The sequence below is a fragment of the Arthrobacter sp. SDR-2R genome (assembly GCF_057747955.1).
Map to the genome: position 1 here is coordinate 21,016 of NZ_CM173231.1, position 22,523 is coordinate 43,538.

General features: G+C 65.2%; 19 protein-coding genes. 4 read left to right on the forward strand and 15 right to left on the reverse strand.

What is annotated here, in order from left to right:
• Positions 1-16: 16 nt before the first annotated feature.
• The gene (locus AC3ANU_RS00115) at positions 17-928 is read right to left on the reverse strand and encodes an alpha/beta hydrolase fold domain-containing protein (RefSeq protein WP_488315195.1); all 912 of its coding nucleotides are present in this window, start codon (positions 926-928) and stop codon (positions 17-19) included.
• 253 nt (positions 929-1,181) lie between these two features.
• Between AC3ANU_RS00115 and AC3ANU_RS00120 the strand changes: the two genes are divergently transcribed.
• Complete coding sequence (locus tag AC3ANU_RS00120) at positions 1,182-1,934, forward strand: MerR family transcriptional regulator (protein WP_018772154.1); 753 nt, start codon at positions 1,182-1,184, stop codon at positions 1,932-1,934.
• A 50-nt stretch (positions 1,935-1,984) separates the two neighbouring features.
• Here the strand turns inward: AC3ANU_RS00120 and AC3ANU_RS00125 are convergent, their stop codons facing one another.
• From AC3ANU_RS00125 to AC3ANU_RS00165, 9 genes are all read right to left on the reverse strand, one after another.
• Positions 1,985-2,467 carry a hypothetical protein gene (locus AC3ANU_RS00125; protein ID WP_018772155.1) on the reverse strand — a complete coding sequence of 161 codons (483 nt, stop codon included), beginning with the start codon at positions 2,465-2,467 and terminating at the stop codon, positions 1,985-1,987.
• The gene (locus tag AC3ANU_RS00130; protein WP_043425691.1) at positions 2,464-4,929 is read right to left on the reverse strand and encodes a molybdopterin oxidoreductase family protein; all 2,466 of its coding nucleotides are present in this window, start codon (positions 4,927-4,929) and stop codon (positions 2,464-2,466) included. The genes AC3ANU_RS00125 and AC3ANU_RS00130 overlap by 4 nt, the downstream gene beginning before the upstream one ends.
• A gap of 126 nt (positions 4,930-5,055) precedes the next feature.
• Positions 5,056-6,054, reverse strand: a complete 999-nt coding sequence (locus tag AC3ANU_RS00135) for a bile acid:sodium symporter family protein (RefSeq protein WP_478222479.1) — start codon at positions 6,052-6,054, stop codon at positions 5,056-5,058.
• 105 nt (positions 6,055-6,159) lie between these two features.
• Complete coding sequence (gene menE, locus AC3ANU_RS00140; RefSeq protein ID WP_056388251.1) at positions 6,160-7,719, reverse strand: o-succinylbenzoate--CoA ligase; 1,560 nt, start codon at positions 7,717-7,719, stop codon at positions 6,160-6,162.
• Positions 7,720-7,726: 7 nt separating this feature from the next.
• Positions 7,727-9,055, reverse strand: coding sequence for an MFS transporter (locus AC3ANU_RS00145; protein ID WP_488315196.1), 1,329 nt, complete (start codon positions 9,053-9,055; stop codon positions 7,727-7,729).
• A 119-nt stretch (positions 9,056-9,174) separates the two neighbouring features.
• Positions 9,175-9,630 (reverse strand): MaoC family dehydratase, encoded by a 456-nt coding sequence (locus tag AC3ANU_RS00150; RefSeq protein ID WP_488315197.1) that lies wholly within the window; start codon positions 9,628-9,630, stop codon positions 9,175-9,177.
• A 59-nt stretch (positions 9,631-9,689) separates the two neighbouring features.
• A complete protein-coding gene (locus AC3ANU_RS00155) occupies positions 9,690-10,904 on the reverse strand; it encodes an acyl-CoA dehydrogenase family protein (RefSeq protein ID WP_488315198.1) in 1,215 nt (404 codons plus the stop codon).
• Between the two features lies 1 nt (position 10,905).
• Positions 10,906-11,796, reverse strand: coding sequence for a 4-hydroxyphenyl-beta-ketoacyl-CoA hydrolase (locus AC3ANU_RS00160; protein ID WP_018772162.1), 891 nt, complete (start codon positions 11,794-11,796; stop codon positions 10,906-10,908).
• A gap of 2 nt (positions 11,797-11,798) precedes the next feature.
• Positions 11,799-12,737: an SDR family NAD(P)-dependent oxidoreductase gene (locus AC3ANU_RS00165; protein ID WP_488315199.1), complete on the reverse strand. Its 939-nt coding sequence runs from the start codon at positions 12,735-12,737 to the stop codon at positions 11,799-11,801.
• A 134-nt stretch (positions 12,738-12,871) separates the two neighbouring features.
• On the opposite strand from AC3ANU_RS00165, the gene AC3ANU_RS00170 reads away from it, so the two are divergent.
• The 3 genes from AC3ANU_RS00170 (at position 12,872) to AC3ANU_RS00180 (ending at position 14,965) form a co-directional block, all read left to right on the forward strand.
• Complete coding sequence (locus AC3ANU_RS00170) at positions 12,872-13,339, forward strand: MarR family winged helix-turn-helix transcriptional regulator (RefSeq protein WP_018772164.1); 468 nt, start codon at positions 12,872-12,874, stop codon at positions 13,337-13,339.
• A gap of 389 nt (positions 13,340-13,728) precedes the next feature.
• Complete coding sequence (locus AC3ANU_RS00175) at positions 13,729-13,977, forward strand: hypothetical protein (protein ID WP_231377464.1); 249 nt, start codon at positions 13,729-13,731, stop codon at positions 13,975-13,977.
• Positions 13,978-14,140: 163 nt separating this feature from the next.
• Positions 14,141-14,965 carry a class I SAM-dependent methyltransferase gene (locus AC3ANU_RS00180; protein ID WP_018772166.1) on the forward strand — a complete coding sequence of 275 codons (825 nt, stop codon included), beginning with the start codon at positions 14,141-14,143 and terminating at the stop codon, positions 14,963-14,965.
• A gap of 882 nt (positions 14,966-15,847) precedes the next feature.
• On the opposite strand, the gene AC3ANU_RS00185 is transcribed toward AC3ANU_RS00180, so the two are convergent.
• The 5 genes from AC3ANU_RS00185 to AC3ANU_RS00205 form a co-directional block, all read right to left on the reverse strand.
• Positions 15,848-17,572: an IS30 family transposase gene (locus AC3ANU_RS00185; protein ID WP_488315200.1), complete on the reverse strand. Its 1,725-nt coding sequence runs from the start codon at positions 17,570-17,572 to the stop codon at positions 15,848-15,850.
• A gap of 199 nt (positions 17,573-17,771) precedes the next feature.
• Positions 17,772-18,593: a class I SAM-dependent methyltransferase gene (locus tag AC3ANU_RS00190; protein WP_056388260.1), complete on the reverse strand. Its 822-nt coding sequence runs from the start codon at positions 18,591-18,593 to the stop codon at positions 17,772-17,774.
• A 170-nt stretch (positions 18,594-18,763) separates the two neighbouring features.
• Positions 18,764-19,231 carry a DUF3237 domain-containing protein gene (locus AC3ANU_RS00195; protein WP_056388262.1) on the reverse strand — a complete coding sequence of 156 codons (468 nt, stop codon included), beginning with the start codon at positions 19,229-19,231 and terminating at the stop codon, positions 18,764-18,766.
• Entirely contained in the window at positions 19,228-20,973 is a 1,746-nt protein-coding gene (locus tag AC3ANU_RS00200) for a CocE/NonD family hydrolase (RefSeq protein ID WP_488315201.1), read from the reverse strand. Before AC3ANU_RS00200 ends, AC3ANU_RS00195 begins: the two co-directional genes overlap by 4 nt.
• Positions 20,974-21,006: 33 nt before the next feature.
• Positions 21,007-22,374: an MFS transporter gene (locus AC3ANU_RS00205; RefSeq protein WP_488315202.1), complete on the reverse strand. Its 1,368-nt coding sequence runs from the start codon at positions 22,372-22,374 to the stop codon at positions 21,007-21,009.
• Positions 22,375-22,523: the final 149 nt, after the last annotated feature.

Sequence of the window (22,523 nt, forward strand, 5' to 3'; positions counted from 1 at the left end):
GAAGGAAGTAGGGAAATCAGTGCTGCTTTGCCTGCCGGCAAAGGAAATCAATGGTGGCGGCGGTTGCCTGCCCGGCCGCCGAGCTGCCGCCGTCCGGCAGCTGCCACATGTGGTCCGCGTCTTCCAGCAGGAGAAGTTCGACGGCGGCACCGGCACCTTCCAGCGCTGCGGCGAGGCTGGTGGACTGCTCCACGGGGACGAACCGGTCCGCCGTTCCGTGGATCAGGAGGAAGGGAGGCACGCCTGGATGCACATAGGTGAGGGGGCTGGCCGCCCTGGCCTTGTCCGGGGCGTCGGCCGGCTGCGCTCCGATCAACAGCGCTTCACGGGAGCCGGGGTCATCGGCGCGGGCTATGGCATCCGTCCTGGCCTGTTCGCCCATGCGTTCCAGGTCCGTGGGCGGGTACCAGGCCACGACGGCGGCAACCTGGTCATCGCCGTCGTGGTCCAGGGTGCCGGCGTCCAGGGTGCCGGCGTCCAGGGTGCCGGCCGGTTGGGAGGATCCGCCAGTCAGGCCCACGAGCGCGGCCAGGTGGCCGCCTGCCGAATCGCCCCAGGCGTAGATCCGGCGCGGATCCACGCCATAGTGGGCAGCGTGGGCGCGGAGCCAGCGGACCGCCGCCCTGGCGTCCAGCAGCTGGGCAGGGAAGGTGGCAACGTCCGTCAGGCGGTAGTCGGCGGAGGCCACCACGAACCCGGCGTCCACCAGTTGTTCGATGGGGCTGAGGCCGAAACCGTCCACCCCGGGCCCCAGCGAGGAACGCTCACCCATCCGCCAGCCGCCCCCGTGGAAGTGGATCACGGCAGGGCGTCCGCCCTGGTCCGGGCCCTCCCCGGGAGTACCGGGAAGGTAGAGGTCCAGCAGCAGCGGGACTGCGTTTTGGGGCCGGGCGAACTCGATCCCCCGTTGGATCCGCAGTACCGTCATCGTTGACTCCATGTATGCCGCGCCGTTTCTGTCCTGTGCCTTTGAGCGGGAGAATCCCGGGCTCCGCGTTCATGGACTCAACTCTGGGCCATGGACGGCTCCGGACGCGCCGCCGGTTTCACTGAATGAAACCCCTTCGGCTGCACCTTCCTTCTGTTCAAGCAGCGCCTTCTGTTCAAGGAGCGCCGTCTGTTCAAGGAGCGCCGTCCCAGGACTTGAACCTGACGCGGCGTTAGGTCCTACCGTTGGCGGTATGGAACATCTGGATGAACCGCGCTGGAGCATTGGCGAACTGGCCGCGGCCACGGGGGTCACTGTCAGGGCGCTGCACCACTACGACAGCATCGGGCTGCTCCAGGCAAGCGCCCGGACCGCGGCAGGCCACCGCCGCTACACAGGCCAGGACCTCAGGCGCCTCTACAGCATCCGGGCCCTGCGGAGCCTGGGGGTGCCGCTGGGCGGGATCGCCGCCGTGCTGGACCGGTCGGGTGGCAGTCCGGAGTCCATGCGGGATCTCCTGCAGCGCCAACTGGACGCACTGGACGGGCAGGCTCTCCAGCTCGGGCAGCTCCAGCGGACCATCAGGGACCTGCTGGGCCGCATCAACCAGGGGGACGCCGCCCCCGCTTATTTCATGACCGTTTTGGAAAGGATGACGATGTTCGAGAACTACTTCACCGAGGACCAGCGCCGGGAGCTCGAGGAACAGCGCAAACGGCTGGGCCCGGAAGCCACCGAGGAATCCCGGACCGAATGGGCCGGGATGGTCAAGGAGGGCCTGCGCCAGGTGGACGCCGGTGTCCCTGCCAACAGCCCGGAGGCGAGGGAGCTGGTGCGCCGCTGGGATGAGCTGGGCTCCCGGTTCCACAGCAGCGAGGGCACCAAGGCGGCCGCCCGCGCCATGTGGAGCGACAACAGCGCCGAACTCAGCAAGGACCTGCCGTGGACGGTGCAGCAGATGCAGGCACTGGTGGCTCACCTGCAGGAAGCCCGTGAGGCGGGATAACCCGCTGACCAGGCCCCTCAGCTGACCGGGACCTCAGCTAACCCAGCCCCTCAGCTGACCAGGACCTGGGTGGCGGATTCCTTCAGCTTGCCGTTGGCCCACTTCATCTGGCGGATCGTCTGGGGATGGCACTTTTCGGCCAGGGCCAGCAGGTCCTTGTCCTTCATTCCCTGGGCAGCCTGGGCCAGCAGCTCCCAGTCGGCCGAGACCCCACACGCCATCAGGTACAGCTCCCGGAGGTCCCGCAGCAGCAGCATCCCGGTTTCCGGACGCCGGCCCACCATCTCACTGCCCTTCTCGCGAAGGGTCTCCATCAGCCCCGCTTCGCCGCGCGGCTCCGGGTCCAGGTCCTGGCCGTAGTTCCTGCCGATCTCCGCGATGTCCCGCACGTGCTGCTGGGACCAGCGCGCCAGGTCACGGGCCAGATGGTAGATCTCGTGGTCCACTTTGTGGCGCTCCGAGATGACCAGCAGGTGGTGTGCCAGGTCGTTCTCGGAGCGGTGCATTTCCTGAAGTACAAGCCCGAATTTCATCGTGCCCCTCCTGCCGTGCCGGTTTCTTCGTCAGCCAGGGCGGCGGCGGTCCCCTTGGTCCTGGCCTCTTCCGGGAAGTCGCCGACGGGAGCCGACGCCGTGGTGGTGGGCGCCAGGGACGGCCCGTCACCGCCGGAAACCCGGGTAATGCGCGCCGCCGCTGTCTTGAAGATGGGCTGCTTGGAGGCGGCGTCCCAGTCCGTGATGGTCAGCTCATTGGCCGCCCGGCCCGGGCCGTCCGGCCGGTGGCCGCCGTTGGTGTCCCAGTAGCCGTAGTGGAACGGCAGGAACAGCACCCCGTTCCGGATCCCGCTGATCCGCACCCTGGCACGGACTGAACCGCGGGGTGTCTCCACCTCTGCAAGGTCGCCCTCGGCAATCCCGTACGCGCCGGCGTCGTCCGCTGACAACTCCACCCAGACGTCCGGCGCGGCCGCCTGCAGCTCCGGCGCCCGGCCTGTCTTGGTGCGGGTGTGGAACTGGTAGAGCGTGCGGCCGGTGATGAGCTGGAGCGGGAAGTCCCGGCTGGGCAGCTCGTGCGGCGGCATGTACTCGGCGGCTTTGATGATGGCCTTGCCCTCCGGGTTGAGGGCCTTGTATTCGGACGGCTCCACGGGCGCCCCGGTGATCAGGTCGCGGCCGTACGTTTCGCAGTACTCCGGGTGGGCCCAGAACTTCCCGTCGGCATAGATGCGCTCCGTGCCGTCCGGGTTTTCCTCGTTGCACGGCCACTGGATGCCGGAGCCGCCGCGCAGCTTGTCATAGGTGATGCCGGTGTAGTCGCAGGGGCGGCCGCGGGTGCATTCCTTCCACGCTTCGAAGGCGGACTCTGGATCGTGCCACTTGATCAGCGGCTGCCCGTCCCTGTCCTGCAGGCCCATCCGGTGGGCGTAGTCGATGAAGATTTCCAGGTCGGGCCGGGCCTCACCGGGTGGGTCCACGGCCTTCTCCGACAGGTGGACGGTACGGTCCACGTTGGTGAAGGTGCCCGTCTTTTCGCCCCAGGTCGCAGCTGGAAGCACGACATCGGCCAGCTGGGCGGTCTCGGACAGGAAGATGTCCTGCACCACCAGGAACAGGCGGTCCTGTTCCAGGATGCTGCGGATCCGCTTCAGTTCGGGCAGCGAAACGGCGGGGTTGGTGCCGCTGACCCACAGCATCCGGATGGAGCCGTCCTCCGCGTACCGCATCATCTGCATGACGTGCGTTGGCGGTGAGTAGTGCGGGATGGACATGGGGTCGATGTTCCACACCCTGGCGAGGTCCTGGATGTGGGCGTCGTTGGACCAGTTGCGGAAGGCGGCCAGGTCGCCGTCGGCCCCGCATTCGCGGGTGTTCTCCGCGGTGGGCTGGCCGTTCATCTGCAGGATGCCGCAGCCTGGCTTGCCCAGCATGCCGCGGATGATGTTGATGTTGTTGACCTGGACAGCGGCGGCGGTGGCCTGGTTGGACTGGTAGAAACCCTGAAGCACCGTGGACAGCAGCCGCTCGGCGTGGCCGATGATACGGGCGGCTTCGGAGATCTGCTCCGCCGGGACGCCGCAGATCTCCGCCACCAGTGCGGGCGGGTAGTTCCTGACCTCTTTTTCGAGCTCCGGGAACCCCACCGTGTGGGCCTTGATGTACTCGTGGTCCACCCAGCCGTTGGCGATGATGTCGTGCAGGATCCCATTCATCAGGGCCACGTTGGTGCCCGGCCGTGGCGCCAGATGCAGGGTGGCCGCCTTGGCCACGGGGGTGAGGCGGGGATCCACGCAGATGATCTTGGGCGGGTTGGGTCCGGCCAGGCGGTCCAGCATCCTGGTCCAGAGGACGGTCTGGGTTTCCGCCACGTTGTGCCCGTAGAGGGCGATCACGTCCGCGTGGTCCACGTCCGTGTAGGAGCCGGGCTGGCCGTCGCAGCCGAATGATTCCTTCAGCGCCTCTCCGGCAGTGGCAGTGCACAGGCGGGTGTTTCCGTCCACGTGATTGGTGCCGATGCCGCCGTGCGCCAGGGTCCCCAAGGTGTAGTACTCCTCGGAAAAGAGCTGGCCCGTGGTGTAAAAGCCAATGGCGCTGGGGCCCTGTTCGGCCAGCAGCGCCTTGGAACGGTCCACCACGCGCTGCATGGCCGTGTCCCAGTCGGTTTCCACCAGCTTTCCGCCCTCGCGGATCAGGGGCGTGGTTAGCCGGTCGGCTGACGCGTTCGCCTGCCAGCCGTACAGGTCCTTCGGTCCCAGCCGGCCGTGGTTGACGCGGTCCACAGCCCGGCCGCGCACCCCGACAATGCGGTTGTCCTTGACCGCGATGTCCATGGCGTCGCCGTTGGAGTGCAGGAGGGACGCCGTCTGGACCCACCTGTCCACGTCCTCCGGGGCCACCCCTTCGGCCAGGTGGGTGTCCACCCTCACCGGCCACTCACCGCCACTGCCGTACGGTGTCCTTGTCCCCCATGGTTCAGCTATTCGGTCAATCCGAGCCATCTGTCCATCTCCTGTCCGGAACTGGCAGGCAACATCGGGAACGACGTTGTCCCTACCCGGTCCTGTACCCACGAAGTACGGATGGAAACAGGCCGGCTTCCGGGCCGTGGAGCGTGACGGCGCTGGTCAGGCCTGCTTTTCCTGCAGCGGGCGCCGGGCGAGCCAGGCAGCCACGATGGCGCCGGAAATGTTGTGCCACAGGGAGAAGACGGCGGACGGGAGCGCCGCCAGCGGGCTGAAGTGGGCGGTGGCCAGGGTCGCCGCCAGGCCGGAGTTCTGCATGCCCACCTCGAAGGCGAGGGCTCGGCGCGCCTTGTCGTCCAGGCGTCCGATTTTGCCGGCGAGGTAGCCCAGGCCCAGGCCAAAGCCGTTGTGCAGCACCACGGCAAGGAACACAATGGCGCCGGCCCCGATGATCTTGCCGGCGCTGCCGGCCACCACGATGGCCACGATCAGGGAGATCACGACGGCGGACGCCCACGGCAGTGCGGGCAGCACCTTTGCGACGAGCTTCTTGAGGAAGAGCCGGGCGAGCAGGCCTGCCACCACCGGCAGCAGCACGGTCTTGACGATGTCCAGGACCATGCCGGCGGCGTCGATCTGGAGGTAGGAACCGGCCAGGAACAGGACCAGCAGCGGGGTGACGATCGGGGCGATCAGGGTGGAGACGGATGCCACCGCCACCGAGAGGGCAACATCGCCCTTGGCCAGGAACGCCATCACGTTGGAGGCCGTACCGGAGGGTGCGCATCCCACCAGGATGACGCCGACGGCCAGCTCGGGCTCGAGGTTGAGGGCGCCGGCGATCAGCCAGCCGGCCCCGGGCATGATGATGTAGTGGGCAACGATGCCCAGTGCCACCGCCCACGGACGCTTGGCCACCGCGGCGAAGTCCGGCGGAGTCAGGGTCAGGCCCATGCAGAACATGATGATGCCCAGCAGGTAGGGCACGCTGGGCGCCATGGGTTTGAAGACCCCGGGGAGCAGGAAGCCGATTACACCTGCGGCCACCACCAGGATGGGGAACACCGTCACCGCGATGCGTGCGATCTTGCTCTCCGCTTGCAGCGCAGGGTTGACGGGTGTCCCGTCCGGGGAATTATGGGATTTAGTTGCCTCAAGCATCCAACCATGCTGTCACCGGCTGGTATGGTTCCGCCAATTGATGACCGTGAACGGTAACAACGGCGGAACCATCCGGGCCAGCGGGCACCTGCCCCTTTTTGGTGCTCAGAGCTGCTTGCGGAGCTCCATCTTGCGGATCTTGCCGCTGGCCGTGCGGGGCATGTCCGCCACCACCACCAGCGACTTGGGAATCTTGTACCGGGCCAGCCGGCCGTCCAGGAAGCTGCGCAGCTGCTCCTCCGTCAGCGATTCGCCCTCCCGCAGGGTCACGATCGCCTGGGGAACCTCGCCCCATTTGTCATCGCTGACCCCGATGACCGCCACGCTGCTGACAGCCCTGTGCTCCGCGATCACGGCTTCCACCTCGGCCGGGTAGATGTTTTCCCCGCCGGAGATGATCATGTCCTTGAGCCGGTCCGAGACGAACAGGAAGCCTTCCTGGTCCCGGTAGCCCATGTCCCCGGAGCGGAACCAGGCCCCGTCCGCGTAGCTGGCGGCGGTGGCCTCCGGCCGGTTCCAGTACTCCTTGATCACATTGGGGCCGGAGATCTGGATCTCCCCCACCCCGCCCGGGGCCACTGCACCGCCCATCGGGTCGGCGATCCGGACGTCCGTGAAGAAGTGCGGCAGGCCTGCCGAGCCCGCTTTGTCCCGGGACCTGTCGACTGGAAGCATGGTGGCGCCCGGCGCTGTTTCGGTCATGCCGTAGCAGCTGGTGAAGCCGATGCCGCGGTCCTCGTACGCATCCAGGACGCGGCGGGGGATGGCGGAGCCGCCGCAGGTGAGCTTGTCCAGGGAGCTGACGTCCGCCGCGGCCCATCCCGGATGCTCGCAGAGGAGCTGGAACGTGGTGGGCACGCCGTTAAGGGTGGTCACCTTGTGCTCCTGGATGAGTTCCAGGACCCTGGCGGGATCGAACTTCGCCTCAAGCACCACGGTGGCACCCTTCAGCAGCATCGGCAGCAGGCCCATGTCCAGCGACGCCACATGGAACAGCGGCGAGATCATCAGCGCCACATCGTTTCGGTTCAGGTCCATGTCCACGATGGTGTTGATGCAGTTCCACGTGATGTTCCCGTGGGTCAGCAGGGCACCCTTGGGCTTGCCCGTGGTGCCGGAGGTGTAGAGGATCATCGCCGCGTCATCGTGCCCCACCGGCACGTCGGCGGGATCCGGTGCCGCAGCCTGCAGCGCCTCCTCGTAGGGTGCCACCTCACAGGGAACGACGGCGGCGGGTGAGGTGCCGGCGGAAGGTTCCGTCCCGCCGTCGGCCGCTACAACCAGCCGGTGGGTGACGCCCGTACCTTCCAGGGCAGCAGCGGCAGACGCCTCCAGGGCGCCGGCGTTGACCAGGAGCCGGGCCCCGGAATCCTGCAGCTGGAACTGCAGTTCCGGCGGAGCCAGCCGGGTGTTGAGCGGCACGAAGATGGCACCGAGCAGGCCGCAGGCAAAGAACGTTTCCACGAAGGAAGGGTGGTTCTCGCCCAGGTAGGCCACCCGGTCGCCCTTTGCCACTCCCCTGTCCCGGAGCGCGCTGGCCAGGCGGTCGGTCCTGTCGGCCAACTCTTCATAGCTCAGCGTGCGGGCTCCGGACAGGATGGCTGCCTTGGCGCCTGACTTCCGGCGGCGGCGGTGCAGCCAGGATCCAACTCCGTTGTTGTCCATGGTTCTCCTAACGGACCGTGGTGAGGTCGTTGTTCTTAGACTCGCGCGTCAGGGCGATGAAGACAACCGAGACGAGGGCCATGACGGACAGGAACACCACCACGGGAACGATGCTCTGGCCGGAGTCCTTGTAGAGCCCGGCCAGGATGCCGGGGGTGAAACCCGCCCCGATCAGGGTGGCCAGCTGGTAGCCGACCGCGGCGCCGGTGTAGCGGGACGTGGTGCCGAACTGTTCGGAGACGAAGGCTGCCAGCGGCCCGTACAGGGATGAGTGCAGGACCAGTGCCACGGTAAAGGCCACGAAGACAAGCCCGACGTTGCCGGAGCCCAGCATGCCGAACATGGGGAAAAGGTACGCGATGAACAGGGCCAGTCCGGCAATCATCACGGGCCTGCGGCCGAAACGGTCGGACAGGCGGCCGCCCAGGAGGACGAAGATGATGGAGATGGCCGAGGCTCCGGCGAAGGCGTAAAGCACGCCCTGCTGCGGCGCCCCCTTGGACACGGCATACGTCACTGAGAACGTGGGCAGTACCACCTGCAGCCCGAACCCGGCGGCGCCGGCGAACATGATCATGATCAGGGCCTTGGGCCGGCGCAGCACCTCAAGCAGCGGGATCTTGCGCTTGGTGGTTGCCTGGGCCTCTTCCTTGGCCACGGCCTCGGCGAAGATGGGGCTCTCCGAGACCCGCAGGCGGACAAACATGCCCACGATCAGCAGCACGAAGGACAGCAGGAACGGCACCCGCCACCCCCAGGCCAGGAACGCGTCCTGCGGCAATGCCGAGAAGATGCCCATCACCACGGTGCCCAGCACGGCGCCGGTGGGGGCGCCGGCGTTGACGAAGGAGGCGGCGAAACCGCGCCGCCTGGGGTCGGCGTGCTCCAGGGCCATGAGCGCGGCACCGCCCCATTCACCGCCGACGGCGATGCCCTGGCAGACGCGCAGGAGCACCAGGATCACGGCGCCCCACGGCCCGATGACGCCGGCGCCGGGAATCAGGCCGATGAGGGTGGAGGCGATGCCCATCATGGCCATGGAGATGATCAGCATTCCCTTGCGGCCCACCTTGTCACCGAAGTGGCCGAAGATGATGCCGCCCAGCGGCCTGGCCACGTATCCGGCGGCGAAGGTGGCGTAGGCCGCCACCACGCCCACCCATTCGTCCGTGCCGGCGAAGAAGACCTTGGGGAAGGCCACCGCTGCGGCCGTGGCGTACAGCAGGAAGTCGTAGAACTCGATGGTGCTGCCCAGATAGCTGGACAGGATGACCGTGCGCGCTTCCTTGCGCTTGGCGGCCGTGCCCGCGGGTGCGAGCGTGGTGTGTCCGGACATGGCTGTTCCTAGGGTTTGGGGAATGGGGTACGGAGGGAAGGGGATTTTGGGGTTGCCTGAAGAGGCGGCGCCGTGTGGTGCCGCCGGCGTGGTGAAGGGGTTACTGCCGGTAGTGCGGCCTACTTGTAGAAGCGGGCGAGGAATTCGGCGACGACGGCGGGGCGTTCCTGGCCTTCGATTTCGATGGTGGCGTTGACCTTGATCTGGGCACCCCCCTTGACCTCGGTGACCCCGGCGATGGTGGCCTGCATGCGGACCTTGGAGCCGACCGTCACCGGGGAGGTGAAGCGGACTTTGTCCAGGCCGTAGTTGACCTTGGTGGTGACGCCGTCCACGTCGAACAGCTCGCCCCAGAACGGGATGATCAGCGACAGCGTCAGGAAGCCATGGGCGATCGGGGCGCCGAACGGGCCGTCCTTGGCGCGTTCGGGATCGGTGTGGATCCACTGCTGATCGTCGGTGGCGTCGGCGAAGAGGTTGATTTGTTCCTGGGTGATCTGGCGGTAGTCGGTGGTGCCGAGGTCCTTGCCGGACAGGGTGAGCAGGGTGTCGAAATCGACGACGAGATTGGGCATCGTTGCCTCCTGGCAGTTGTTTCTTCGAGTGTGGAAGTTAGGTTCAGCGGGTGGGTGGTTCAGCGGGTAAAGGCGCTTTCGCCCGTGAGGGCGCGGCCGATGATGAGGGCGTTGATCTCGTGGGTGCCCTCGTAGGAGTAGACGGCTTCGGCGTCGGCGTGGAAGCGGGCCACATCCGTGGCCAGCGTGATGCCGTTGCCGCCCACCACCTCGCGGGCAAGGGCTACGGTGTCACGCATGAAAAGGGACGTCTGCATCTTTGCCAAAGCAGAGTCCTGGTCACGGTAGATGCCTTTGGCCTGCTGCTCGGTAAGCCGGACCACCAGGGACAGGGCGGCGTTGACGTTCCCCAGCATGCGGGCCAGTTTTTCCTGGACCAGCTGGAAGGAACCCAGGGTGCGTCCGAACTGCCGGCGTTCGTTGACGTAGGCCAGCGCGGCCTCGAACGCGCCGGCGGCGATGCCGGTGGCGATCCAGGCCACGTCCGAACGCATGGCCCGGAGCATCGCTGCGACGTCCCTGAAGGAGTTCACGTTCTGCAGGCGCATGGCCTCGGGAACGCGGACACCGGTGAGGGTGATGTGGGCGTTCTGCATCATCCTGAGCGACGTCTTTCCGTGGATCTTTTCCAACGTGATTCCGTCCGCGGCACGGTCCACGAGGAAGGCCTTGACCTGCCCGTCCGCGGCGTCCCGGGCGAACACGGCCAGGACGTCCGCGGTGGCTGCGCCCCCGATCCAGCGCTTGGCGCCGTCAAGGACCCAGCTGCCGTCAGCCTGCCGCCGGGCGGTGGTGGACAGTCCGCCGGCGATGTCCGAACCGGACCCGGGTTCGGTCAGCGAGAAGACGCCCTTGAGCGAGAAGTCGATGACCTTGGGCATCCATTCGGCCTGCTGTTCCGCCGAGGCACCCACGCGGATGGCCGTCCGGAACAGGCCGGCCTGGGCGGTGTACCAGGTGGCCAGGGACGCGTCGGTGCGGGCAAGTTCAAAGATCCGGAAGCCCTGGTAGATGCCCCGTGCGGGTCCGTCCGCCGTGAGCCCGGCCGGTTCCATCAGGTCCAGGTCGATCAGCGGCCGCGCCAGCTGTTCGGGAAACTCGCCGCGTTCCCAGTACTCGGCCAGGAGCGGCCTGGCTTCCGCGTCCAGGAATGACCGCAGCCGGGACAGGACCTGGCGCTCCTCGAGCGTGAGCAGGGACTCGGCGTCATACCAATCCGCTGCTTCGTAAAGCCGGGCACCCAGGGCGGCATCCGCCGTCGTCAGCGTGCCCATGTCAGCCGCCCAGCCCGAGCAGGCGGACCGCGTTGTCCTTGAGGATCTTGGGCCGGACCTCGTCCTTGAGCGGGAGGTCGGCGAACGCTCCCAGCCATTTCTGCGGGGTGATCAGCGGGAAGTCGGTGCCAAACAGCACCTTGTCCTGAAGGTAGGAGTTGGAGGCCTTGACCAGCGACTCCGGGAAGTACTTGGGCGACCAGCCGGAGAGGTCGATGAAGACGTTGGCCTTGTGCGTGGCGATGGAGTTTGCCTCGTCCTGCCACGGCACCGACGGGTGGGCCATGATGATCTGCAGGCCCGGGAAATCGGCGGCCACGGCGTCCAGCAGCAACGGGTTGGAGTAAGCGAGCTTGATGCCATACCCGCCGGGCAGGCCCGCTCCCATGCCGTTTTGGCCGGTATGGAAGATGGCGGGCAGGCCCAGTTCCTGGAGCGTCCCCCACAGGGGGTAGAAGCGCTCGTTCGAGGGGTCGAAGCCCTGGAGGGACGGATGGAACTTGAAGCCGCGGGCACCGAGCTCCACCGCCTGGTGCTTGGCCCCGGCGATGGCGTCCTCACCCGTGCGCGGGTCGACACTGCCGAACGGAATCAGTACGTCGTTGTTCCGGGCGGCGCCGGCGATGAGTTCGGGGATGCTGTTGGGCTCATGCTTGAGCTGGGTGCGGGCGTCCACGGTGAAGACGACGGCGGCCATGTTCAGTCCGCGGTAGACCTCGGCGATGCGGTCCAGGGACGGGGTGCGGTCTTCAGCCTTGAAGTACTTGGCCGATGCTTCGGTCAATGCCTCAGGCAGCGACCCGTGCCCGCAGCTGTCCACCTCGAGGTGGACGTGCATGTCGATCGCCTCGAGTTTGGCGGGGTCGACGCCCAGTTCGTAACGGTCTGCCATGATCAGCGCGCCTGGACCGGTTCGGGCTGCAGTTCTGCAGGCAGCGGCAGGAATTCCTCGCCGTAGCCCTGCAGCGTGTCCCGGTTGAACAGCTGGCCGACGTTGTCCAGCAGGGCCTCATAGGTCCAGCCGCCGTCGCGGTATTCCGTGGTGGCCGCTTCCGGGTGGGTCCAGACCTGCAGACGGTCACCGCCGGCGCCGATGGCCTGGCCGGTGATGTTGGCTGCCTCGTCGGAGGCGAGGAAGGCAACCAGTCCGGAGACGTCGTCGGCCGTTCCAAAGCCGAGGTCATGGCGGAAGAATGACGGCATGGCCTCGCCACGCTCGTCCGCCTCCACTGCCTTCTGGAAGTACGGCACGGTCTTGGTCATGGCGGTGGCGGCCACCGGAATGACGCTGTTGACCGTCACGCCCGCCTTCTTCATTTCCAGCGCCCAGGTGCGGACCATGCCCACGATCCCGGCCTTCGCCGCAGCATAGTTGGTCTGGCCGAAGTTGCCGCGCTGGCCCGTGGGGGAACCGATGGTGATGATGCGGCCCTGCACGTTGTTTTCCTTGAAGTAGCCAAACGCCTCCCGGACGCAGGTGAAGGTGCCCTTGAGGTGCACGTTGATGACCAGGTCGAAGTCCTCGTCAGTCATCTTCAGCAGGGACTTGTCCCGCAGGATCCCGGCGTTGGTGACCAGGATGTCCAGCCGCCCGAACGCGTCGACGGCGCCGGCCACCAGGGCCTTGGCCGCGTCCGTGGTTCCCACCGGAACCACCACAGCGGTGGCCCGGCCTCCGTCGGCCTCGATCCGGGCCACAGCCTGCGCGGCGGTTTCAGCGTTGACGTCATTGATAACGACGGCGGCACCCTGGCGGGCCAGTTCCCTTGCGTAGGCGAGGCCGAGGCCCTGCCCGCTCCCGGTGACGATTGCAACTTTGCCGTTCAAGCTCATGGCCTGCTCCTTCGCATGCGCCGGCCGAAGCCGTTGGGCTGGTCCCACTGCGGTGTGAGATCCTTGTTGGATTCAATGAAATTACGGATCATTGAAAAAGTCAACGATTGTTTTTTACCAGTACCGGAGTTGTGATGGCCACCTTGGGCACAGACGTTCAGACCCCGCGCCTTGCGGCAGCCAGGATCGGCAGTGACGTGGGACTGCTGCTGGCGAAGCTGCATGCCGCAGGCTCGGTCCTGAACAACAAGGCACTGGCGGACTTCGGCCTGCGGGAGCGCTCCTTCTCGGTCCTGACACTGGCGTGCAGCGGGCTGGAGCCGACGCAGCGGGAGCTTGCCGACTTCCTCAGCCTGGACCCGAGCCAGGTGGTCACGCTGGTGGACGACCTGGAACGCCGCGGACTGGTGGAGCGGGCGCAGGGGAAGCAAGACCGGCGCGCCAAGATCATCGTCTCCACTGCCGAGGGGCGGAAGATGCACGCGAAGGCCCGCACCGCCATGGACGCGGCCGAGCTGAACCAGCTGGCCGGGCTTTCCGACGGGGAGTCGCAGGAATTGAAGCGGCTGCTGCGCAAGGCGCTGTGGGGCGCGGCGGAGTAGGCAGCTGCCTGGATTTCTGTAATTCTCATCGTCCCGCTGTGGCTACCACGACCCCGACGTTTCTTCGACGAGGTTTCGGACGACTCAGAATCCCCTGACGCCTCCCGTCAAACGCCGGGTCCCCACGGCAGAGCCGCCTAGTCACCGCCTATGCAGTACACGTCATCCGAGCGTCCGCTGAAGGATCCTCCAAAGGGCACCCAGCGCGCTTTTGGAACCAAGAAATCGGGTTGGCCAGGCCCGCCTTACCACCGGCAGTATTTTGGTGACGAAGAAGGTTGGTTTCACCGTTCTAGCTGGTCAGGCTCAAAGGAGTTGCAGAGATGGATGATCGTCAGAAGCTGGCTGTTCCCGATCTGGTTGGGCAGCCTGTGCACATTGCCCAAGAGATGGCGGCGAACATTGGGTTTGGTCTCGCGTCCGGGGACCCTGACGGGCCGGGGCTCCGTTCGCGTACGTGGCCAGGGCTGTTCTGGGTGACTTCCCAAGATCCGTCTGCCGGGTCGTTCCTTGAGCGGGGGAGCCAAATTAGGATTACTTTCGTTCAGGACGGTCAAGCCCGAAGCGACGTGCCGGAGGAGACGGGCGGGCCGACCCCCTCACTTAAGAGTCATGCGGAGGCTGAGAAGGACGAGTGAGCGATGTTCGGTGAGGGATCGTCCACCGGACTCCTGGAAATACATTGACTAACCGCAAGATCATTGCAATCTGTTCCTAGAGAGGATCAGAAGACAAGGTTCTTCTTCCCGGCAAACGGATTCATCTCAATCGGCCGACAACTCTGCATGCCATAATCGGCGGATGACTGACCTTGGGGGAACAAGAGGCTATTACGCGAGTTTCGATCGGCGAGAGTGGGAGCGGCTAGAGACGCCCCAGGGCCGCATTGAGTTTGAACTCACCACTCACTTTCTAGCGAAGACAATGCCGGAATCGGGGCGTGTACTGGATATTGGCGGGGGCCCTGGCCGCTACAGCCGCTGGCTATGCGACATGGGCTATCAAGCCACATTGGCAGACCTTTCGCCTAACCTCCTCGACATAGCGCGGGCGGAGTTCGGTGAAGATCGGATCCGGGAAATCGTTGAGGCGGATGTCCGCGATCTTTCCCGTTGGTCGGACAACACCTTTGATTCGACAATCGCTCTGGGCCCGTTCTATCACCTAACCTCTGCAGCCGACCGGCGGAAGGCTCTTGAGGAGCTCATGCGCGTCACCATGCCCGGGGGAACAATCGCCGTTGCTCTAATGTCCAAGTACGCCCTGCTACGCCGGACCCTCTCTATCCGGGATGAACGACACAGAATGGCCGAAGCGTCCTTCGTGGAAGCACTACTCAGCCGCGGCACCTACGACAATCCCATTCCTGGCCGCTTCACCGAAGGATACGGTGTGGAACCATCCAAGGCCGCAAAGTCCTTCGAGGAAGCAGGGCTGATAACAGAGATCGTCGCGTCCACCCATGGGTTCGCCACAGGGTTGGAAGACCAAATCGAAAACCTCAGAAGCGAAGACCCCGACGCCTACGTTTCGACACTCGAAGTCTTGAAGGCCACCGCAACGGACCCCAGCCTCCTCGGGACTGCGGGACATCTTCTCTATATCGGAAGAAATGCTCCTCGCTAGATCTCCGTTGTCGGAAAATCCAACTTGATGTCCATGAGCACCTCGCCGACCTTCTCACAATCGGGAAAGCGGTTGGAGGCGCCCGTTAGCCGGTCCTCCACCGACCGCCATTCAAGGCCCAATAGCCCGCGTCAAAATTCCCGGCGTTCAAGGGTTCCCAGATTCCCGTAAGACCCGCCCGCAAAACTGCCCGGTGGAGGTGCGGCGGATTCAAGTGGTCGACGCAACAACGGGCTACTTTCGGGCTCTGTCGCCCTGTGGTTGAAGTCTACGAGAGTACGAAGGGAGCTGTAGAACGGCCTCCTGGATAGGCTGCGCAAAGAGGTTATCCCTTATTAGAAAGATCGCCTGTAGATTCGGTACCGGGACGTCCAAAGAACACGTCCTTCCGCAATGAAGGGGGCGTTGTCGTGGGCGCTGATGGTTTCAAGGGAAAACCAATCGTGGAGATAACTGAGCACTGGCGATCGCCCTTAGGTGCCAGCGCCGCCATCGAAGCCATTGCGGGATCGTTCGCTAAGTCACGCGCGAAGGTTGAAATCGACGGCGGAGCGGTACGTATCCGTGCTGGCTCTAATTGGTTTTATAGGATCCTCGGAAACCTCCTTTCAGGCGAGAAAGTTCTTCCAGTTGCCCTGGAGGTTACGGCGACAGCAATCGATGACGGGTGCAAGCTTCAGGCACGCGCTTTTGACACTTTCGGGTGGCGTTTGACGGACCGAACTTTTTTCGGCGCAGAACAGTTTTTTAGGAATCGCCTTGAAGATCTACTGAAGAGTGCTGCCACTGCAGGCCACGTTGTGAACCGGAGGATAGGGGCAGACTGACGGGACGCGGGAGAGGCGTCGCCAGTCGGCAGCTGGAGGCTCTTGGCGTGGGAGCCTATCCGTCCGTCGAGAATTGAAAGATTGCTGCCGGAGTGAGGTAGCCGAGGCTTTTGCGTGGCCTGCTGTTCAGCTCGACGCAGACCTGTTTGACGTGGACCTCTGAATGGACGGAGAGATCCGTACCCTTTGGGAAGTATTGGCGCGCGAGGCCATTAAAGTTCTCATTCGCGCCGCGTTGCCAGGGGCTGGACCGCTCCGCGAAGTAGATCCGCAGTCCGGTAGCGGCCGCTAATTCCTGATGACGGGCCATTTCCACGCCTTGGTCCCAAGTCAGTGTCTGCTTCAGGTGAGCCGGCAAGCCTGAGAAGGCAGCGATGATCGCTTGGTTGGTCTGCGCTGCGGTGTGTCCGTGCGGAAGGTTGATGATGATTCCGTAGTGGGTCTTTCGTTCCCGTAAGGTGACCATAGCGGATGCGGAACCAACCCCCACGATGAGGTCACCTTCCCAGTGGCCGGCCTCTTCTTTGGCATCAACCTCTGGCGGTCTTTCGTGAATCATCGTCATGTTCTTCACGACGGAACCATGACCTGATCCTGTCCGCCAGCGGTGCTTACGAATCTTTCGCCCTGTGCGCAGGCGTGGCTTGCCAGCCGTTCTTAGCCCGCCATGATCGCCGAACAATAGTGCTTGGTAGATTGTCTCCGGACAGAGCCGCAGCGCTGGTTCAGCGGGAAATTCCAGCGCCAACCACCCGCAGATCTGCTCCGGCGACCAGTGACTGGTTAGCTTTGTTTGCACCAGTGCGTGCAGGCGTGGATTAGCGTGCAATTTCCGATCCCTCGGCCGACGTCGCTGGCTGCGCGCTTCGTGATCGGCGATATGGGGCAAGTAGCGCCCCCGGGGATCACGGTGCCGGTCAAGCTCCCGTTTGATGGTCGAGGCATGCCTCCCCAGCTCCCTGCCAATTTGCCGCAGAGAACATCCCAAGCGGAGCAGGTCCGCCATTTGAAGCCTCTCGCGCAGGCACAAGTACCTGCCCGATGGTGGTTTGAGGCTGGCCCGTGGCTGTTGCGCCCTCTGGTTCCGAAGCCTTGTCCCGATAACCCTGCTCACGCCCAACATCCTGCAGGCGGCAGCATTGGAAGCACCGGAGCCCACCAACTCCCAATATCGTGTCTCCCGTAACGCGCGTCGCTTTTGTGCTGGAGACAAAGGAGCTGCAACCCTCTCGGCAACGATCCTCGCGGTCCGAATCGCTTCCCGCTCGGCTTTCAGCAGACGTGCTTTTTCGGCTTCCAGTTCTTTTCTCCGTTGGGCTTCCCATCTAACGGTTGTCCCCGGGGACAGTCGTAACGCATCGACAACCTCTGCCAGCGGAAGTCCACTTCGCAGAGCGATGAAACGACGGTAGACCCACCGGTAACCAGTCGTATGCTTCACGCCTGCCGATGTTGCAGCAGCCAATACGCTCATGCCGGTGGAGTATGAGGACCAGAACGCTTCCTCAACAGCTGGGTCGACTTGGAAGTGATGGCGCCCGGAGCTTCTCAGGAAGCGTTCGTTCCATTTCTCGGCATTGCGTGACGTGAATCCCAGTTCGACCTGGGCTGCTGCGTGGTTGAGGCCTTTGCTGCGGAATCGGAGGTACTCATCACGCAGCCACCGGTAACCGGTCTCCTTACCTATCCCGGTCACCCGTACTGATTGTCTGAAACTCCTGCCTTCCTTGATGAGAGCAAGAAACCTGACACCGGTGGGCGAATCGAACTGTTGATACATCGAAGGAACTCCCTGGTTTGGGGCGTTGCTTCGATCAACAGAACCCGGGGTGCCCTATACGCTACACACAAAGTTCCCTCGAAACCCTAGGGTTTCGAGGGACCGCACAAAGGCTGGAGCCCCGCACCACACGGCTACGAGTAAAGGCTGAAGGCCGCCGGAACCTATGAGACCCGGGCGCCAGAGCCCCGCACGCAAGTCACGGCCGCGAGCACACGAACATGACCGTCCGGATGCGCCGCTCGGCGAGGTTGGCCACCTGGTTGGCTGCCATCTGTGCGAAGCTGTCGCCAAGGAAGGTCGCGAAGGTCACCGGTGCTGGCCCTTCCCGCTGGATTTTGGCACGCATGTGCTGGAACCAGGAAAGGCTTTCGTCCGAGGAGTCGACCTCCGAGATGACGTCGAAACCTGCCGAAGGGAGGAGACGGCGCATGTCCTCCAGGGTCGCGGGAAAGCTCGTTGAGGGGTCAGCGGCCCACGGCACCGGGTAATGCACCTCCCCGCCTTCACCCTGCAGCACGTCGTAAACCACCAACCTGCCGCCCGGCCGCAGGACCCGGAAGGCCTCGGCATACAGCGCGTGCTTGTCCGGGATGTTCATCGCCACATGCACTGTCATCGCAGCATCCACAGACTCGTCCGGAAGGCCGGTGGCTGTGGCGTCCCCAACGTGGAAGCGGGTGCGGCCGGACAAGCCTGTCCACTCCGAAAGCGCCGTCGCTACCTGGCAGAACTCCGGTGTCAGGTCCACCCCTGTCACCGTGCACCCCGTCATCTCGGCGAGCGTCCGGGCGGGGCCGCCCAATCCGCTTCCGAGATCGAGCACTTGGGAATCTGCAGTAAGGCCGAGCGCTTCGATGATTTCCAGCGTCGCCCTGCGTCCACGGATATGGAATTCGTCGACAGCACCGAGGTCGGCCGGCCGCAGCGCCGAACGGTCCACGCCGGCCGCATCCAGGGCAGAACTGATGGCCGCCAAAAGCTGACCGGGGCCGGTATAAAAGGCCGAAACCTCATTCATGGCGCCATCCTCACACCGGGTGACGGCGGGGTCAACGGGAAGCCCTTGCCAGGTGGCGTGTTTAGTCCACACGCATCTGCCTGCCATCCCCGCCGGGGTGCATTCGGGAAACCGCTGTGGGGCGCGGAGCAGGAATGGAGCCCGGGGACGACAACCCTTCCGTAACGGCGTCAGCGGACGATGAAGACGGCGATCCTCACTGCGTCCTGGTACCGCTCGCCGGTACCGACGGCAACCACGTGGTTGAGCCACGACCATTCCCTGGACGCCGTGGAGAACCGGAGTGAACACCGGAAGTAGATGGCGGCCGGATCCACTGGTTCACCGCGGTTCAGCCGTGCGATATCGGCCGCTGAGCCGTGCCGGACGGCGCTGTTGTGCACGTGGATCAATGCCCCGTCCTCCGCCTCGACAACGTAGCGGGCATCAAGCTCGGTGAGTTCCGGGCTGTGCAGGGTCTGGAAATCCGCGCCGCCGGGCAGCACCGTGCCGCGGAGGGCGAGCCCCGTCATCGTTCCGCCGGTGATCGGTATGATCCTGCGGTGGCCGGTGGGGGCGGGCCCAACATCAATGGGTGTTTCCACCGTTACGTTCAGCTCCGTCAGGAACTCCAGGCGCGGCCGTAAAGGTGCGCTCACAGCAGGCCCACTGTCAGGCGGCTGGGGTGGGAGGCGCCCACATGGATGCGCTGGTTGGCGGTTACGGCAACTCCCGATTCGTAGGCCAGTTTGCCGGTGTTGAGGTTGCGGTCCCAGCGCGGGTGGCAGCTCGACGTGACCTGGACGCGCAGGCGCTCCCCGGGGGCGAGAGTCAGAGCCGTCTCCCAAAGGCTGATGGTGTACTCGTAGACCTGGCCTGGCTCGATGGGAGACGGCGGATGTCCTTCCTCGAACAGCCCGGTTTCCGCATAGGCATCGCGCCAGGACGCCCGGACGATCCCGTCGGCAATCCCCAGGGAAACCCCGTCCGCTGACACCCTGCAAAGCCGGACCACCCAGTCCGTGTCCACGGCACTGGAAGATGCAAACAAGGTGGCGGTGACGGCACCGAAGATGGTGGTGGTTTCGGTGAAGGGCTCCGTGGTGAAGACGGCGACGTCGGTGCGCGCCTCGACGGCGTCCTGCCGCGCCGGACCCGCGGGAAAGGCGCCGGCGAGCATGGTGGCCCCGCCCGTAGTGGGCACGGGATCCAGGGGGTCGTAGGCGTACTCAACGTTTCCGTCCACACCCGCCTGGTCCAGCAGGTCCCCCTCGGCGGAAAGGAACCACGACCTCTGCCCGGCGGGAACCGGCAGTTCATCAAAGCCGCGCCAGCGGTTCTCGCCCAGGAAATACAGCAGCACCTTGGGGACCGCGGCGATGGCCGCTCCGTCCTCCTTGAGGACGGCGTCGAACCAGGCCGTGTGGAGGGACGACAGATCTCCGCGGCCATCGACGATGCCGGAGGACGCGGCTGCGCCGAAGTGGATGTCCGGGTACCCGCCCGTGAGGTTGGCGTGTGTCCAGGGGCCCAGGATGAGGCGGGGTTCAATGCCGGGGAAGGTCTTGCTGAGGACCGCCTGGCGGCGGTACTGGTCCAGCGTGTTGGGGGCGAAGATATCGAACCAGCCGCCGATGTGCAGCGTTGGCAGCGGCACCGCCGCATCGGAAGCGTCATCCCACAACCGGCAGAAATCACTCCCCGGCCCCTCCCCCGCGGACGGGGTGACCTCGTTGCGAAGGAAGGTGCCCAGCCTGGGTTCCAGGTCCCGCAGCGGGAGGACTCCGTAGCAGGAACCATCGGCAAATCCAGTGTCCAGGGCAAGCCATTCCTGGAGCTCCTTCGCGCGCCGCTCGGGATCGTCAGCATGTTCCCGCATCAGTTCATTCAGGGAAATCGAGGCGTGCCCCCAGGCCAGGCGGCTGCCCAGCTCATGGGCGCCGCCCCGATACAGGGCCCCGTTGTTGGCGTTGCCGCCCGCCGAGACACCGGGCGCCAGGGCCTTGAGCCCGGCCGGAGCGTACCGGGCGGCACGCCACTGGGTTTCCGCGAAGTAGGACCGGCCCCACATGCCCACCCTGCCGTTGGACCACGGAAGGCGCGCGGCCCACTCCACTGTTGTGGCGCCGTCGGACGCTTCATTGACCGAAGGCTCAAACCTGCCGTCCGAGCCGAACCTGCCGCGGCAGTCCTGCATCACCACCACGTACCCGGCCGCCGCAACGGTCAGCGGATTGAAGTACGCCGAGTTGACCGCCAGGTCCCGCCCGTAGGGCGTGCGCGTTAGCAGCACCGGGAAGGTGCTGCCGGGCGAGTCCGGGCGGTAGACGGTGGACCGGAGGATGGTTCCGTCGGTCATGGTTGCTTCAACATCGCCGTCGACGACGACCGGGTAGCGCACGCGGATGCCTTTCTTTGGGGGCTGGTTTGGTGCTCAGGCGGCCTGGGCGGGCCGCTTGCCGAGGTCTTCGGTCCGGGTCCGGTAGGTCTCCTTGACCCACACGGCGGTCACGACGGCGGAGACGAGGCAGCAGGCGGCCGTGAAGAAGGCAACGGGCAGCCACCCGTCAGGGCCGGGCTGGACGATGGCGGCGGCAATGGCGGGAGCAAAGCCGGTGACGACGAGCCCCAGCTGGGAGGCAGTGGCAGCTCCGGTGTAGCGGATCCTGGTTTCGAACATTTCCGCGGTCATGGATGGGCCAAGCGGGTTGACCATGCCGTAGCCGACGGTCATGAAGAGGATGGCCGTGGCAAAGATCAGCGGGATGGAGCCGGCGCTGATCGACCAGAAGAACGCGAACACCGACGCCGCGCAGACGATGTTGCCGGTGATGAACACCGGTTTACGTCCGATCCGGTCGGCCAGGATGCCTGCGTACGGCTGGACGACGATGCCCAGGGCCGCGGTGACGATAGTGACGGTGAGCATGACGGCCGCGGGGACTCCGAGCTTGCCGGCGTAGGCAAGACCGAAGGCCGCGAACACCGAGGAAACGACGCTCCAGAGACCGAACAGGATCACCTTGAGGATGGTGGCCCAATGGTCGCGCAGGACCACCTTGATGGGCAGTTCCTGGGCGCCCGCAGATTCCTTTGCGGCCTCGAACACTTCCGATTCCGGGAGGCGGAGCCTGATGTACAGGCCCACCACGACAACCAGGATGCTGGCAAGGAACGGCAGGCGCCATCCCCATGCGAGCAAATCGTCCTGCGGCAGCAGCGATACCGCAAGGAACGCGAGCGACGCCAGCATGATGCCGGCCACCGCTCCCGTGTTGACCCAGCTGGCGTAGAAGGCCCTCCTGTGGGTAGGGGCGTGTTCCATGGTCATGGTCACGGCACCCACGGACTCGCCGGCGGCCGAAGCCCCCTGCAGTGCGCGCAGGAGTACCAGCAGGATCGGGGCGGCGGCGCCGATCACCGACACGGGCGGAAGGCAGCCGATCAGGAACGTGGCCACGCCCATGAGGACCAGCGTCAGGACCAGCATCTGCCGGCGGCCGATGCGGTCACCAAAGTGGCCAATCACGCCGGCCGCCAGGGGCCGCACCACATAGCCGATGCCAATCGTGGCCATGGAAAGCACCATGCCCAGGGATGGGTCGATGCCGGGAAAGAAGATTTTGTTGAATATCAACGCCGAAGCAGAGCCGTAGATGAAGAAGTCGTAGTACTCGAGGGTGCTGCCAATAAAGCTTGCGGCAGCGGCACGGCGGGCGTTGGCGTTGCCCTTGGAAGCTGTGGCGGGGACGGAAACGGTGTCCGGTGACAACGGCGTCAGCGGACCGGGACCTGCGGTCATTGCGGATCTCCTGGAAAGTTTTGAAGCAGGGCCTGACTCGCTCCTGCGGCGGGAAAAGCTACCGGCGCGGGGTGTGGGCCGGATCACTTGGATAGATGTTATGCGCTTATTGCAACGGCCGTCAAGGAAACTGCAAAGTTCAATTTGCC